12 protein-coding genes are annotated in these 14740 nt (G+C 63.9%); 6 read left to right on the top strand and 6 right to left on the bottom strand.

What is annotated here, in order from left to right; genetic code table 11:
* Window positions 1-188: 188 nt before the first annotated feature.
* On the bottom strand, window positions 189-803 hold the full coding sequence (locus IPV69_RS00225; protein ID WP_206292895.1) for a hypothetical protein: 615 nt from the start codon (window positions 801-803) through the stop codon (window positions 189-191).
* 189 nt (window positions 804-992) lie between these two features.
* On the opposite strand from IPV69_RS00225, the gene IPV69_RS00220 reads away from it, so the two are divergent.
* The 4 genes from IPV69_RS00220 (at window position 993) to IPV69_RS00205 (ending at window position 3794) form a co-directional block, all read left to right on the top strand.
* Window positions 993-1550 carry a pyridoxamine 5'-phosphate oxidase family protein gene (locus tag IPV69_RS00220; RefSeq protein WP_206292894.1) on the top strand — a complete coding sequence of 186 codons (558 nt, stop codon included), beginning with the start codon at window positions 993-995 and terminating at the stop codon, window positions 1548-1550.
* A gap of 117 nt (window positions 1551-1667) precedes the next feature.
* Window positions 1668-2039, top strand: coding sequence for a hypothetical protein (locus tag IPV69_RS00215; protein WP_206292893.1), 372 nt, complete (start codon window positions 1668-1670; stop codon window positions 2037-2039).
* Window positions 2040-2136: 97 nt separating this feature from the next.
* Window positions 2137-2676 (top strand): DinB family protein, encoded by a 540-nt coding sequence (locus IPV69_RS00210; protein WP_206292892.1) that lies wholly within the window; start codon window positions 2137-2139, stop codon window positions 2674-2676.
* Between the two features lie 215 nt (window positions 2677-2891).
* The gene (locus IPV69_RS00205) at window positions 2892-3794 is read left to right on the top strand and encodes a PfkB family carbohydrate kinase (protein ID WP_206292891.1); all 903 of its coding nucleotides are present in this window, start codon (window positions 2892-2894) and stop codon (window positions 3792-3794) included.
* Window positions 3795-3799: 5 nt separating this feature from the next.
* Here IPV69_RS00205 and IPV69_RS00200 read toward each other — a convergent pair whose 3' ends face one another.
* Window positions 3800-4261: an ATP-dependent DNA helicase RecG gene (locus IPV69_RS00200; RefSeq protein WP_206292890.1), complete on the bottom strand. Its 462-nt coding sequence runs from the start codon at window positions 4259-4261 to the stop codon at window positions 3800-3802.
* A gap of 556 nt (window positions 4262-4817) precedes the next feature.
* On the opposite strand from IPV69_RS00200, the gene recA reads away from it, so the two are divergent.
* Window positions 4818-5945 (top strand): recombinase RecA, encoded by a 1128-nt coding sequence (gene recA / locus IPV69_RS00195; RefSeq protein WP_206292889.1) that lies wholly within the window; start codon window positions 4818-4820, stop codon window positions 5943-5945.
* Between the two features lie 124 nt (window positions 5946-6069).
* A complete protein-coding gene (locus IPV69_RS00190; protein WP_206292888.1) occupies window positions 6070-6951 on the top strand; it encodes a DUF58 domain-containing protein in 882 nt (293 codons plus the stop codon).
* 60 nt (window positions 6952-7011) lie between these two features.
* Here IPV69_RS00190 and IPV69_RS00185 read toward each other — a convergent pair whose 3' ends face one another.
* The 4 genes from IPV69_RS00185 to IPV69_RS00170 all read right to left on the bottom strand — a co-directional run bounded on the left by IPV69_RS00185 (window position 7012) and on the right by IPV69_RS00170 (window position 14658).
* The gene (locus IPV69_RS00185) at window positions 7012-8466 is read right to left on the bottom strand and encodes a DUF1501 domain-containing protein (protein WP_206292887.1); all 1455 of its coding nucleotides are present in this window, start codon (window positions 8464-8466) and stop codon (window positions 7012-7014) included.
* A gap of 211 nt (window positions 8467-8677) precedes the next feature.
* Window positions 8678-10918, bottom strand: a complete 2241-nt coding sequence (locus IPV69_RS00180; RefSeq protein WP_206292886.1) for a DUF1549 and DUF1553 domain-containing protein — start codon at window positions 10916-10918, stop codon at window positions 8678-8680.
* 183 nt (window positions 10919-11101) lie between these two features.
* Window positions 11102-11647, bottom strand: a complete 546-nt coding sequence (locus IPV69_RS00175) for a hypothetical protein (RefSeq protein ID WP_206292885.1) — start codon at window positions 11645-11647, stop codon at window positions 11102-11104.
* A 221-nt stretch (window positions 11648-11868) separates the two neighbouring features.
* On the bottom strand, window positions 11869-14658 hold the full coding sequence (locus tag IPV69_RS00170; protein WP_206292884.1) for a secretin N-terminal domain-containing protein: 2790 nt from the start codon (window positions 14656-14658) through the stop codon (window positions 11869-11871).
* Between the last annotated feature and the right edge of the window lie 82 nt (window positions 14659-14740).

The following is a 14740-nucleotide window of genomic DNA, read 5'->3' as shown; positions in this document are numbered from 1 at the left end:
GGTTACGGCGCACTGCGGTTCAACGTAAGCGAACTTCTCACCCGTCGATACTCCGCGTAAGGCCCGGCGTTAGGGAGGAACCTGCTTTTTGGCGGCAATGCCGCTTATAGGCGACGTCTATTGCGGCGGATCCAATGTCACGGTCGGTTCTGGCCGGTGCTACAGACGCGGTGGAAGCCTTTTGGCGTTCACCCGGGGTCTTCCTTCATGACCGCGATCGTGCAATCGCCGTCAAGGTAGTCGTCGCGCACGCGAATTTCTTTCGCGCCGAGCGTCCGCACGAACTGCTCGACATCCCGCCTCGTCCGCCAGTATAGGTGATCGGCACCGGCCAGTTCGGTGGAGCAGAGGAAGTTGAAAACCAGCGCCCAGGCCGTCGCTTCGAAACCCCGCCGCAGCGACTGGTAGAACCCGAAGTCGGAGATCGTATTGAGCGAGCCGCTGAAGACGACGACCTCGGCCCCGACGAACAATCGTACCGGCTCGACGATGAAATCCCCGCGGATGATGCGAACCGTTTTGTCTGCCTTACGCTCGGCGGCGGCAGCGAGCTCTTCCACCGCCTCGATACCGGTGTAATCCAACGGACGGATTTTCCTGCGATGCAGGAAATCCAGCAAATCCGCCCGCCCGCAGCCCACATCGCAGACGAGCCGGCCGTGGACATCGACGATGTCGGCGATCACATCAAACCGCACCGCCTGCGTCTGCGGACTGGCCCAGAGCAGGGATTTGAAGCCGTCGCCGTAGGTTTTGGCGGCCTTGCGGTAGGGTTCGAGATAGGGAGGAATGGGGTCGGGCATGGAGTGGGAGACGATTGTCGAATGTAGATCGTGGATTGTCGATTCTGGCGAAGCCTGACGATTAATCTGTCTTTCCGACCATCGACTATCGACCTTCCACATTCAAGCAGTCGTTTGCCCTCCGCCCGCTGATCCGCATACTACCTCCCCTTGCGCCCTGAGTCCGGTCGGCAAAACTGACGTGCCTTTATGAGTGAATGGATCGGTGAGCTTCAATCGGCGTTGTCCCGTGAGTTTGGGGACAAGCCGCAACTGGCGACGCTGGCGACCGTCGATCGCAGCGGCGCGCCCCGCGCCCGAACGGTCGTCTGCCGCCGGGTGGGCGACGACGGCAACGTGCTGATCGTCTCCGACAGCCGAAGCGAGAAGAACGACCAGATCAAGGCCAGCCCGCAGGCGGAGGTCGTCTTCTGGCTGCCGACGCTGCGGGAGCAGTTCCGCATCCTGGGTGCGGCCCGCGTGACCGGCGGCTCGCCGCCCGACCCGCTGCGGCCGGAAATCTGGCAGCAGATGTCCCCCGCCGCCCGGGCGCTCTTCTTCTGGCCGGCGCCGGGGGCGAGAAAGATCGATCCGCCGGAGTCGTTTCGGCTGGAAGCCCCCGCCGACGCGCCGCCGCCGGCCAATTTTGAACTGATCGTCGTTCGGCCCCGGAGGGTCGAGCACCTGCAACTGACCGTCCACCCCCACCGCCGCCGCCGCTGGATGCTGGCGGGGAAGTGGAGCGCGGCGGCGGAATTGAATCCGTGAACGGATTCGAAGTCAGGAGTCAGAAGCTGGAAGTCAGGAGTTGGATAGAAATCCTCTCGGTCTAACCCTCCTTGCTTCCGACTCCCGACTCCCGACTTCTCTCTTCTCCTCACCCCCATGCGTTTCATCATCCACGGAACCACCGCCAGCCCCGCCATCGCCGAAGCGCTGCTTCGTCACGGTCACAAGGTCGTCTCGGCCGAAGAGGCCAAGATCGCCCCGGACGGCCTGCCGATCGAATTTTTCGCCGCCTGCCACAAGGCGCAGGTGGACGTCCTGACCACCGACGCCGAGATGGCCGATGCGCCGTTCCAGACGCCGGTGAAGTTCGACCGGTCACTGGTCTTCCTGCAACTTGCAGGCGGCGATATCGAACAGGACGACGCCGTCGATCGGCTCTTCGAGCGGTACAAGCGGCTCACGCCCGGTCGCATGTACACCGTCACCGAAACCCGCGTGAAAATCCGGCAGTTGCCCGGGCAGAGCTGAGCGTCCCAGCGCCGCGGAGGTACTACGTCCGCGAGGAAGCAATACGCCCACGGACAGCTGTCCGTGGGAAGGACGCGCCCCGGACGAGGGCACCCCGATGACAATCCTCGAACGCCTGCTCCATCACGACGCCTGGACCACGCGGGCGCTGCTGTCGCTGTCCGCCAACCTCAGCGACGCGGACTTGGATCGCGAGTTCGATATCGGCCACCGCACGCTTCGACGGACGTTTTCACACATCGTTGGCAACATGGAATGCTGGTTTGACCTGATGAGCGACCGTCCGCAGCGGGCCGCCGCGACGACCGCCCCGTCACCCGACAGCGTCGCAGGCCTGCTCGCCCGCCTGGATATCGTCGCGGATGAACTGCTGTCGCTGGGCCGAGCCGTCTCCGAACAGGGCAGGGAAAATGCAGATTTCGTCGACTACCTGGACAATCCTCCCCATCGAAAGCCGCTGGGCGCAGGCCTTGTCCATCTCGCCACGCACGGCATGCACCACAGGGCTCAGTGCCTCTATATCCTGAGGCGGCTCGGCGTGAAGAACCTCATCGAAGGCGACGCCCTGAGCTGGGAACGGCAGCATCTCGGTTTGAACGAATGGCCCGTCGACGCAAAAGAAGAGCGGCGTCAGTGACACGGGCTTCCAGCCCGTGCGGGCGACGTTGAAGTCGGCAATCGCTCACTTTTCTAATCACAACGCATCGCGCACGGGCTGGAAGCCCGTGTCACGGATTGCGCCGCCTTTGCGATCTTCCCGCGTCTTCATTCGTGACCATTCGCGTGCATTCGTGGACAAACTTCTTCCCGAATCCTTGACCCCTCGCGTCTTCCCCATTAATCCTCTCCCCCATGTCCCTACTCGTCACCGGCTCTTTCGGAATTGATACCGTCGAAACCCCCTTCGGCAAGCGCGACGACGTCATCGGCGGCTCGGCCGTCTACTTCTCGTACGCGGCTTCGTTCTTCACCCACGTCCGCCTGATCGGCGCGGTCGGCGAAGACTGCCCGCGCGACCTGCTGAAGGTCTTCGACGGCCGGGACATCGACACCAGCGGCTTGGAAATCCGCAAGGGCAGCAAGACCTTCCGCTGGCACGGGTCTTACGTCGAGAACATGAACGAGGCGGTGACGGTCGAGGTCGACCTGAACGTGCTCGCCGAGCGTGCCCCCAAGATTCCCGAGCAGTTCCTCGACAGCAAGTACGTCTTCCTCGCCAACACCCACCCGGCGTTGCAGCAGCAGATGCTGGCGAGCATGAAGGACCCCAGACTCGTGATCGCCGACACGATGAACCTCTGGATCTCCACCGAGCGGCACGAGCTGGTGAAGCTGCTCGGCAAGATTCATGGCCTGGTGCTGAACGACGGCGAAGCCCGGCTGCTGACGGAAAAGAAGAACCTCATCGAAGCCGCCAAGGACGTGCTGAAGCTCGGCCCCAAGTTTGTCGTCATCAAGAAAGGCGAGCACGGCAGCATGCTGGTCAGCGACCGCGACGTGTTCGTGCTGCCGGCCTTCCCGGCAGAAAAGGTCGTCGACCCCACCGGCGCCGGCGACAGCTTCGCCGGAGGCATGATGGGCTACCTCGCAACACAGGGCAGCTTCAACCCGGCGACGATCAAACGCGCCATGGCGTTCGGCACGGTCGTCGCGAGCCACACGATCGCCGACTTTTCATTAGGCGGATTGCAGGCGATCAACCGCGAGGCGATCGACGATCGGTGGCATGCGTTCAAGCAGGCGATGAGTTTCTGAACACATCACGACGCCGGGACCACCACCACCTGCTCCGGCTTCTCGATCATGATCTCCGGGCGGTCCTTGAACATCTTGACCGTGCCGGTGACCTTGACCTTTTTGCCCGTCAGCGCCTTGGCGACGTCCCCTTCGAAGGCGGCGTCGAGCGCTTCCTTGTACTTCGAGAAGGCGGCGGCCAGAAAGCCGTTCTCGCCGGCGTCGGCGAACGTCACGTTCAGCACTTTGCCGGTCTTGCTCCAGGCGGCCGTCTGAACCGTGCCTTCGACGGTGACCTTCTTTCCCTCCGCGGCCTTGATGGCGGCAACGTCGGTCACCGCGAGCACCGGGATTTCCTCGGCGGGCGCGGGAGCCGGGGGCTTATCCGCCGCGACCGCGGCAGCCGACCAACGACCATCGTCGAACGCCGAACCGATCGACAGACAAACAACCGACACCGCGACGAGCAAACGGAAACGAGACGTCATATGAATACCCTTGCATGACCGGAGATAGTTCCGACGATCACGTCTACCAATGGACGTGTGCGATTCGACTGAGATTCGACCTACTGCGCGAATGCGACCCTATCGAGACCCGGCGATTTCCTCAAGTGCATTGCGAAGGTCATGCGCAACTCACGTCCGCGTCGGCTCCTGAACGGGGTGATGGCCAGGATCGCGACAAGACATGGTTAGCACATGGTTAGCGATTAGAGAGCAACCGAGCCGCAAAAAAATCGCATCTCGCTTCTTGATTTTCTCAAGCCTCTTCCGTACTCTAACCGAACAAACAATGGCCGAACAGGGACGGTGGGTGGCTTCCGTCGAGTTCGGCCGCGGCGAGTGGGTTTTTAACCCTTACGCCGCACGTGGATCAGGGCTGTTTTGGCCCGCCACACCCAAGCCACCTGCCGGGCGATGTCGTCTGGCGTGTGTTCCGGTTTTCCGCGTCAGACGCGGTCTCCCGAACGATTCAACACGCCCCGAATGTCGCCCTTTCGCCGGCTGTCCAACATACCCGGCGACCGAAAGGAATCCTGCCATGGCCAAGGCCACTGCAGATCGTGAGTCCCGTTCTTCCCGTCCCTCCAACGACACCAACCACAAGGTCAACGGCCAGGACGCGACCAGCATCCCGCGCGACCCTGCCCGCGACTCGGCGCTCTCCCGCGCCGTTCAGCAGATCGAAAAGCAGTTCGGCAAGGGTGCCGTCATGAAGCTGGACGACCAGCCCAAGGTCCTCGAAGGCATCCCCACCGGCTCGCTGTCGCTCGACATCGCGCTCGGCGGCACCGGCATCCCCAAGGGGCGCGTGGTCGAGATCTTCGGCCCGGAATCATCCGGTAAGACGACCCTCACCCTGCACATCATCGCCAGCTGTCAGAAGTCCGGCGGCGTGGCGGCGTTTATCGACGCCGAGCACGCGCTCGACCCCTCCTGGGCCAAGCGGCTCGGCGTGAAGCTCGACGACCTGCTCGTCAGCCAGCCCGACACGGGTGAACAGGCGATGGAAATCTGCGAGCTGCTCGTGCGGTCCAACGCGGTGGATGTCATCGTTGTCGACTCGGTCGCGGCCCTCATCCCGCGGGCTGAAATCGAAGGCGAAATGGGCGACAGCCACGTCGGCCTGCAGGCCCGGCTGATGAGCCAGGCCCTGCGCAAACTCACCGGCGCCATCAGCAAGAGCAACTGCACGGTCATCTTCATCAACCAGTTGCGCGAGAAGATCGGCGTGATGTTCGGCAACCCCGAAACCACGCCCGGCGGCCGCGCCCTGAAGTTCTATTCGTCCATCCGCATCGACGTCCGCCGCACCGGCAGCATCAAGGAAGGTGAAATCGCTGTCGGCAACCGCACGCGGGCCCGCGTGGTGAAGAACAAGGTCGCCCCGCCGTTCCGCGACGCCGAGTTCGACATCATGTTCGACCGCGGCATCAGCTACGAAGGCGACCTGATCGACCTGGCGGTGCTGAGCAACGTCGTCGAGAAGAGCGGTGCCTGGTACAACTACGGCCCGACACGCCTCGGCCAGGGCCGCGAGAACTCCAAGAACTTCCTGAACCAGAACAAGGACCTCTGCGAAGAGATCCGGGCGAAGGTGCTGGAAAGCAAAGGCGTAATCTCACAGGTCAAGTCGTCGGTGGAAGAGCCGTCGCCGGAAGATGAGTGATCACCACGCAGACCCTCGAATGGAGAATGAAGAACAAAGCATGAAGAACAGTGAGCGGTCGTATCTATTCAGTTCCCCGTTCTTCATTCTTGGTTCTTCATTCTTCATTCGTTCCGCCTGACGAATGCCCATCCCCAAGTACCAATACTTCGCCCCCGCCGACGCGGCTCGGATGAGCGGGCTGGAGTTGTCGGCTCGGCAGGTGGTTGAGGGGCTTTTCATCGGGCAGCACAAATCGCCGCACAAGGGGTTCAGCGTCGAGTTCTCCGAGCACCGTGAGTACGTCGCCGGCGACGACGTGCGGCACATGGATTGGCGGGCCTACGGGCGGGCCGATCGGTATTACATCAAGCTCTTCGAGCAGGAGACCAACCTTCGCGCCACGATCGTCATCGACACGAGCGCGTCGATGACGTTCGGCACGCCGACAAAGATCGACTACGCCCGCCACCTGGCGGCGTGCCTGGCGTATCTGCTGTCGAAGCAGCAGGACCTGGCCGGGCTGGTCGCGGTCGATGAGTCGGTCACCGCCGAGCTGCCGCCGGGATCGTCGGCGGCGCACCTCGATCGGCTCTTCAAAGCCCTCGAAGCGATCAAGCCCGGCGTCGGCACCGAGCTATCGAAACAGCTTCATGCCCTTTCCGAACGCCTTCCCCGCCGCACGCTGGTGATTCTGATCAGCGACCTCTGGACCGAGCCGGACGAGTTCATCAAAGCGCTCCAGCACCTGCGCCACCGCAAGCACCAGGCGATGGTGATCCACTTGCTCGACCGCGCCGAACTGGACCTGCCCTACGACCGCATGGTCACGCTGGAAGACCTGGAAACCAAGGAACGCCTGCAGATCAATCCCGCCGACGTGCGGGAGAACTACAAGCAGCAGATCGGCGAATACCTGACGAAGATCAGGCGGGTGTGCGCCGATACGGACGTGGAGTATCACGATTTGTTCGTGGAAGAGGCGTACGACAAGGCGCTGGTAAAGCTGCTGGCGCGACGGACGTAGGGTCCGCCTTGGCGGACGCGTCTTTCCCGTCTGCTGCCATCGCGTCCGCCAAGGCGGACCCTACGAAATCACGCCCATAACCGGCTTGCCGCTGCTGATATGGATCGGCCGGTTGCCCAGATCTCTCACCTCGGCGAAGGGGTCGATGCCGAGCAGGTAGTACATCGTCGCGGCAAGATCGTCGGGTTTGACCGGGGCGTCGGCGGGGAACATGCCGTTCTTGTCGCTCGCGCCGTGAACGTAGCCGCGCTTCACGCCGCCGCCGGCGAGCAGTGTGGTGTAGCACTGCGGCCAGTGGTCGCGGCTGATGTTGGCGTTGATCTTGGGTGTGCGGCCGAACTCGCCCATCCAGACGACCAGCGTCTCGTCGAGCAGGCCGCGGTTGTCGAGATCGGTCAGCAGCGTCGGCAGCGTTTCCTCGGTGATCGGCAGATGGCGTTTCTCGACGATCGGGAACATGCGGGTGTCGTTGAACCCGTGAGTGTCCCAGCCGCCGGCGGTCGTGCTCTGACCGCCGATGCCGTCGGAGAAGTAGACCGTGACGAACTTTGCCCCCGCTTCGACCAGCCGCCGGGCGAGCAGGCAGCTTTGTCCGTAGGTGTGGCGGCCGTAGGCGTCGCGGATCGCCGCCGGCTCGGCCGACAGGTCAAACGCCTTCCGCAGCCGCGGGCTGTTCAGCATCGAGATCACGCGGTCGTAATACGCGTCGATGCCGGCGGCCGACGGGTTATCCATCAGCCGGCTCTGGCGATCGACCAGCTTCTGCAACTCGCGCCGCTCTTCGAGCCGGCCGATATCCACGCCCGCCGGCAGGCTCAGTTCCGGCAGTTTGAAGTGCTCGCCGGCCGGGTCCTGCGTGAAAAAGAACGGGTCGTGCACCTTGCCCAGAAAGCTCGCCCGCTGCCCCGGCGTGATCGAGCCGTCCCGGATGTAGTACGGATACGCGATCGACGTCGGCATGTCGCCGGCGCTGGGCGCCAGCGCATCGACGACCGAGCCGTACGACGGGAAAAGATCCGGCGTATCCTTCAGGCGGATGTCATCCACCGGCGGCGCGTGGCCGGTCAGGGCGTAGTACGACGCCGAGTTGTGGTTCTTCATGGTGTGGGTCATGCTCCGAATGAGCGTGACCTTGTCCATGATCTTTGCGGTGCGCGGCAGCTTCTCGGACACCAGGATCCCGTCGGCGGCCGACTTGATCGGCTTGTAAGGCCCGCGGATCGCCTCGGGGGCGTCGGGCTTCATGTCGAACATGTCCAGGTGCGACGGCCCGCCGAACTGGTAGAGGAAGATGACCGACTTGGCGCGGGGCGTGATGGGCGTCAGCGGGGTGAAAGGTTTGAGCTTGCCCGGTGAAGACGCACCGCCACCCGAAGCACCCGCCGTCGCCGCCTGGATGATCTTCGGCAGCGTCAGGCCGAGCATTCCCATGCCGCCGACGCGGAGCATCGCGCGGCGCGAATACTGGGAAGCGTGAAAGCTGGCGCAGGCGGAGGATTGGGTTCGCTTTGACATCGTCGGTCTTTCCCCCTCTCCCCTGTACTCGGGGGAGAGGGATGGGGTGAGGGGCCGAACGTCGGGCAGCGCCATCTGCGCGGAGACCTTTCCGCGTTCGAGGCGATAATCCCTCGACAAAGCCGCGGGGCTCTCTTCGGCGAGTCATGACGCCGTACGTTCGGCCCCTCACCCTGACCCTCTCCCCCGAGTACAGGGGAGAGGGGACAAATCACTTCCTCAACACAAACTCTTTCGCGTTCACCAGCGCCCACATCACGTCTTCCAAACCCTTCCGCTGTTCCTTCGATCGCTTCACATGCTCGGCCATCCCGGTTCGCTCGTCCGTCGTCGCAGGGCGGCCGAGCGCGGTCATGTAGAGCTCGTCCACCATCTGCTCGACCGGCTTCTTCGCGGCGATCATCTGATCGATGCGGTTTCCCTGACGGCTGATCAGGTCGGCCACCAGCGGACCGCTGACGAGCTGGAACGTGTGGTTCAGGGCCGTCTCGTTGCTGCGTTCGCAGTCGCACGCCAGTTCGCGTGGCGGGCGGCCGAAGCTGATCAGGAACTGGTCGGCGGTCGTTGCGGCCTCGCCGCCGCGACGCTGCTTGGGCACGCCGGCAATCTGCGCCGCGCGGGTGCCTTTGTCGTACCCGCTGAACTGCGACGCGACACCTGCCACCTGGTGCAGCGCATCGGCCATCTGCTCAGCCGTCATTCGGCGTGGGACGACGTGCGAGTAGTTCACCTCGTCGTCGGCGTTCGTCTCATTCGTGTCGCTCGACAGCTGATAGGTTCGCGACGCGGTGATCAGCCGGATCATCGTCTTGACGTCATAGCCGCTGGCGACGAACTCGTCGGCAAGCTGTTCGAGCAGCGCCGGATGGCTTGCCGGATTGGTGGCGCGAAAGTCATCGACCGGATCGACCAGGCCCCTGCCCATCAGGTGGGCCCAGATGCGATTGACCTGCGCTTTGGCGAAGAGGCGGTTGTCGCGCGTCAGCCAGTCTCCCAGCGACTGCAGCCGGTCCTGCTTAACCGCAAGCGGCTGGGCAGCGCCCAGAAGGCGCGGAGAGTTCACAGGCTTGTCGGTGCGCGGGTCGTTCACGCTGCCGGTCTCCGTGACCAGCACGATCTGCTCGCCGATGAACTCGTGCATGTCGTTCTTATCGCGGCGTTTGTTCTCGATGATCTTGTAGTCCAGGCGGCTGAAGACATCGGCCCAGCCGTAGTAGTCGTCCTGGGTCCAGCGGTCGAACGGGTGGTTGTGGCACTGGGCGCAGTTCAGGCGGGTGCCGAGGAAGACCTGGGCCGCCGCCTCGCCGCGGGCGACGGGATTGCGCAGGGCGCGGTAGTAGTTCGCCGGCGCGTTTTGGTAAGTGCTGCCGGTGCTGGTGACGAGATTCCGCACGAACTGGTCGAGCGGCATGTTGTCGGCGACGGCCTGGCGGATCCAGCCGTGGAACGCCTTCACGCCTGTCGTATCAAGCGATCGCTCTTCGACGCGCAGGGCATCGGCCCATTTGAGCGCCCAGAAGTCGGCGTACTCCGGCCGCTTGAGCAGCGTCTCGATCAGCTTCGTTCGCTTGTCGGCGGAACCGTCGGCGACGAACGCCTTCACCTCATCGGCGGTCGGGAGCATGCCGAGCAGGTCGAGATAAGCCCGGCGGATAAAGACATCGTCACCGGCCAATTCAGACGGGTTGGTGCGCAGCGTTTGAAGCTTCGCGAACACCTGCTCGTCGATGACGTTATTCGTCGGCGGGCCGCTCCAGGCGAACGTCGGCCGGGCCGGCACGAACGCCAGTGCCACCGCCTGCTGCAGGTGCAGGTATCGCACAATGACGGTCGTCTCGCCCAACGTTCCGCCCGACTGCGGTTTGCGGGTGATGGTGCCGTCGATGCCAAGCTCGGCGACCTGCTGAGACTGCTCGTAGCACGCCAGCCGGGAGACATCCCGCTGGCTGCCGTCGGAGTAGTGCGCGATCGCCTTGATCTGCACGGTTTGTTCGGGGTCGATCAGCACGCGGCTGGTCGGGGTGACATCGAGCTTCACCAGCTTCGGCTCGGCCTTTCCGCTGCGGGACGCGCCGGCATCGATCCACTTCCGAAGGATCTGGTATTCGATGTCGCCGGCGGCAAAGCGTTTGCCGCCTTCGTGGGCGATCGCGCCGGTCGCCTTGAGCAAGATCAGGCTGCGGTCCGGGTCGAGGGGGTCGATTCGGCGGGCAAAGACGTCGCGCGTCAGCGCGTTGTAATCGTAGATCGGATCTTCACTTCGGAGCGAAAGCTTGAAGCCACCCTTGCCGCTTTTGTTCCCGTGGCAGGCGCCCATGTTGCAGCCGGCCTTGGAGATGACCGCCATCACATCGTTGTTGAACGAGACGTTCTCGGGGACGACGTCGGCGGCGGCCGCACAGACACATGAGCTGGCGAACAGAACAGCGAGAATAAAACTCAGATGACGCATGAGTTGGACAGATCGCTGTGGGCGAAACGATCGACGCGAATGCTATCCCTGTTACCCCGGAAAGTCGTAGGTGTTCGAGAGGAATCGGTTCGCCTCGATGAGCGGTCGCACCGCAGGTGCACCTCTTTGCGGCCGGACAGCCGTGCACCTGCGGTGCGACCGCTAATCGGGGTCAGCCCTTTTCTACTTCGGTGGGCTAGCCGGTGCCATGCCGGCGATCTGCCCCTGCAATTCGATGTCGGACAGGCTGACGACCCAGGTCGCCGTCACCTGGCTGCCGCGGGCCAGCCGCATCAGGACGCCTTGATACTGACCCCTGCTATTGGGGTTGGGGGCGTAGACGACCAACTTGGTGTCGCCGGCGGTCATGCGAACGGCATGGGGAAGATAAACGAACGGTTGCTTGGTCTTGGGGTCGGCAAAGTCGGTGGGCTGTCCGGAGTCTGCCAGCGGTTTGAGGTCGTCCAGCTTCGCCGGCAGCCGCTTGTTGATCAGGTAATACTCCAGGAACAAGCCGCTGAGGTCGTGCAGTTGCGAGGCGACAGGGTCGGTCGCATCGACAGCATTGGGAGGCGTGTTGCCCGGCGGCAATTCGATGCCACTCGGGGTCGGGCCGTCAGTTCGCACGACCCTGCCGCCGGCGGGCTTGGCGGGCTCCTGTACGCAGCCGGAGCCGCAGGCAAGGATGAAGACGATGAGGCAGACGCGGTTGGTCATGAGGCGGTTCACGGCGGTGAGTCTTGCCCGCGAGCCCAGGGTTGGCAAGTCGACTAGCGCCCAAACTTCTTAGCTGACCGCGCAATCGCTGTCATCCCGAGGTACTCCGGCGACCTGCCGTCCAAGCCGAAAAGACATCGAACACCAAATACCCACAGTGGTGCCACGGGTCGCCGGTACTCCGGAGACCCGTGTCTTGGCCAAACTCGCGCACGACCGCTTCCTAGCTCTCCTCACCCCGCCGCCGCCTGGCCGCCGGGGGCCGTCGGTGCCGGCGGGCCGTAGCTGCCGGGCTGGAACGACGGCACCTGCGGAACCTGCTGCTGCATTCCCGGGTTCGACGGGCTCTGGCTCGGGACCCGCGGCGGAATCGGGATGTTCTTGCTCGGCTCCTTCGCGTTGGCCGGCTGGCTCGAGGGCATCTCGCCGGTCCGCATGCCGTCCAGATGTTCGTCGAACTTGCCGGGGGCCACGCTCTTGGGCGTCAGCTTCAGCGTCTTCTTCTCCTGCTCGGTCGCGCTCTCCAGCAGATCGGGCTGCTGGGCGACGTGCGGCGTCAGGAAGATGAGCAGTTCGGTCTTGCTCTTGGTGACCTGCGTCCGCGAGAACACCGCCGGCCCGATGACCGGGATGTCACCCAGAAGCGGAATCTTGTTGATGGTGCTCGTCTTTCGGTCTTCCATCAGACCGCCGATGACAATGGTCTGCCCCGTCCGCACGCCCACACGGCTCTCGGCCGATCGCTTGGCGATGACCGGGGCGCTGACGTTGTCGCTGATCGGCACCGTAGTGCCGGTGAGCTGGCTGATCTCGGGGACCACGTCCATGATGACCAGGCCGTCCGGATTAATGTGCGGCAGCACGTTCAGAATGATGCCGACGTCCTGGTACTGGATCGTGTTGATCGTCTGGCCGGTGTCGGTGATGCGGGTGTTGGTGATGAACGGCACTTCGTTGCCGACGGTGATGCTCGCGAGCTGGTTGTCGCTCGCCAGGATGTACGGACGCGACAGCACGTCGAGCTTGCCGTTCGTGGCCAGCGCGTGCAGCGTCATGTTCAGTTTGTCTTCCAGCAGGCTGACGACCAGGCCGGTGGTGGCTGTTGCGTTGCCGAAGGCGCTTCCGACGGTAATCCCCTGGCCGTTGGCCCGGCGGTTAATGATCGAGAAATCGACGCCGAAATCGACCGAGTCGTCGTGCGTTACTTCCGCGACGAGAACCTTGATCAGCACCTGGGGGCGAGGGCGGTCGAGTTCCGCGATGATCTGCTTGACGGGGTCGGCATAGCGGGTGGCGACGGTGACCAGCAGCGAGTTGGTGTCTTCGTCGGCGACGACCAGCACCTGGCCGGTGAGGTCACTGGCGACGCGCTGGTTCTGGCCTGAGAGCTGCCCGCCGGCACCGCCGAACTGACCGTTGGTACCCCCGAAGCCGGAGGTGCCGCCGAAGCTGGTTGTGCCACGGCTGGAACCGCTGCCGGTGCCGCCGGCACGGCTCGTGGACCCGGTTCCACCGATGCCTCCCGAACCGCCGATGCCGCTGGTACCACTGCCACCGGTCCGGCTGTTCGCACCGGTGCGGCTGGAGGCGCTGGTACGGTTGGCCGTTCCGCCGCTGGTGCTGTTGCCGAAGAGCACGTTCAGCACGTACTCGAGCTGAAGCGCCTGTCCGTTGCGCAGTGGGTAGATGAAGAACGACTGCTCGCTGATGGGGTTCTTGTCGAGGTCGGAGACCATCTTCTTGATCAGCGGAAGCGCCTCGGGCGGCGCGGTGACGATGATGGAGTTCGTGCGTTCGTCGGCGACGGCATTCACCTTGCCGCCGCGGAGTGCGGCATCGACGCCCGAGATGCCGGCCGATGCCGCCGCCGACGGATCGGGCCGGGGACTGCCACGATCACTACGGTCGCTGCTGCCGTCGCTGCTGCGGGACGAGGAGCTGCCCGACGTGCTCTGACCTACCGCGAACACCGAGTTAATCAGCTTTGCGGCACTGGTCGAATCGGCGTAGGTGAGATTGAAGGTCTCCAGGCCCAGCGAAATGTCGGTACTCTTGTCGAGCTTCTCGATAATGCCTTCCATCAGCTTCAGCGTGTCGGGCGGACCGCTGACGATGAGTGTGTTGGTGCGGTCGTCGGCGACTGCGTTGATGCGGCCTTCCTTGAGCGCGCGGTCGACCGCGCCGCTGCCACTGCTGCCGCCACCACCGCCACGGTCCCGATCGCTGCGCGGGTCGCCGCCGCCGAAACTGAATCCCGGCGGCCCGAACCCGCCGCTGCTGCCTCGAGAAGAACTGCTGCTGGTGGCCGTCGTCTTGAAGATCGACAACAGGAGCGTCGCCACCTGGCTGGCGCTGGCGTTCGTCAGTTTAAAGGTCTTCAGATCGCTCGTGCCGGCGTCTTTGTCGAGTTCGTGGACGATCTTCACCACCCGCTTAATGTTGCTGGACACGTCGGTGATAATGATCGCGTTGCTGCCGGCGTTGGCGGCGACGTCGGCGTCGATCGGGATCATCGACGCCAGGTCCTGCCGCAGCCGCGTCGCCTCGACGCTGCGGAGCGGAATGACCTGGGTGATCAGTTCGTCGGTGTCGGGGATCAGCGCCGGATCGGACCCGAAGAAGACGTCGGTCAGCTTCTTGGCCTTGTCGCGGGTGACGATCTTCAGCAGCCGGTCCTGCTGGATGGCGGCAAAGCCCTGGGTCCGCAGGACGGCATTGAGCAGCGTGACCGCCTCGGCGGGCGTCACGGGCTTGGGGCTGTTGATGGAGATGCGGCCTTCGATCGCGCCGGGCGTTTCCTTGAGGATCGTGTAGCCGGTGGTCTCGGCGACGTAGTTCAGCACCGTGTCGATCGGCGCGTTCTCGAACTTCATCGCGATCTGCGTCGCCGGCCTGGTGGAGGCATTGACCGAAGGACCAGTCGCCGGCGGCGTGGGCGCGGGCTGTGCCAGGAGCCAGGTCCCACCAATGAGTGCCAGACCGCTCAATCCCGCCACGACTGCCGAACGCAAATTGGTGCGCATACCCGATTGCCCTTCTTCGCCCGAAATAAACTCACCGCATGAAACAATCCGAGTCATGCGCCGCCGCGTCACGCCGAACACG

It is taken from the genome of Humisphaera borealis, from assembly GCF_015169395.1.
GTDB classification, from domain to species: domain Bacteria; phylum Planctomycetota; class Phycisphaerae; order Tepidisphaerales; family Tepidisphaeraceae; genus Humisphaera; species Humisphaera borealis.
Note: the sequence above shows the minus strand (reverse complement) of the source record. Positions and strands in the feature narration are given on the sequence as shown.

Coding starts and splice junctions, on each gene's coding strand:
- IPV69_RS00225 (WP_206292895.1), bottom strand. CDS start 803: ATGCCCGACCCCATTCCTCCCTATCTCGAACCCTACCGCAAGGCCGCC.
- IPV69_RS00220 (WP_206292894.1), top strand. CDS start 993: ATGAGTGAATGGATCGGTGAGCTTCAATCGGCGTTGTCCCGTGAGTTT.
- IPV69_RS00215 (WP_206292893.1), top strand. CDS start 1,668: ATGCGTTTCATCATCCACGGAACCACCGCCAGCCCCGCCATCGCCGAA.
- IPV69_RS00210 (WP_206292892.1), top strand. CDS start 2,137: ATGACAATCCTCGAACGCCTGCTCCATCACGACGCCTGGACCACGCGG.
- IPV69_RS00205 (WP_206292891.1), top strand. CDS start 2,892: ATGTCCCTACTCGTCACCGGCTCTTTCGGAATTGATACCGTCGAAACC.
- IPV69_RS00200 (WP_206292890.1), bottom strand. CDS start 4,261: ATGACGTCTCGTTTCCGTTTGCTCGTCGCGGTGTCGGTTGTTTGTCTG.
- recA (WP_206292889.1), top strand. CDS start 4,818: ATGGCCAAGGCCACTGCAGATCGTGAGTCCCGTTCTTCCCGTCCCTCC.
- IPV69_RS00190 (WP_206292888.1), top strand. CDS start 6,070: ATGCCCATCCCCAAGTACCAATACTTCGCCCCCGCCGACGCGGCTCGG.
- IPV69_RS00185 (WP_206292887.1), bottom strand. CDS start 8,466: ATGTCAAAGCGAACCCAATCCTCCGCCTGCGCCAGCTTTCACGCTTCC.
- IPV69_RS00180 (WP_206292886.1), bottom strand. CDS start 10,918: ATGCGTCATCTGAGTTTTATTCTCGCTGTTCTGTTCGCCAGCTCATGT.
- IPV69_RS00170 (WP_206292884.1), bottom strand. CDS start 14,658: ATGCGCACCAATTTGCGTTCGGCAGTCGTGGCGGGATTGAGCGGTCTG.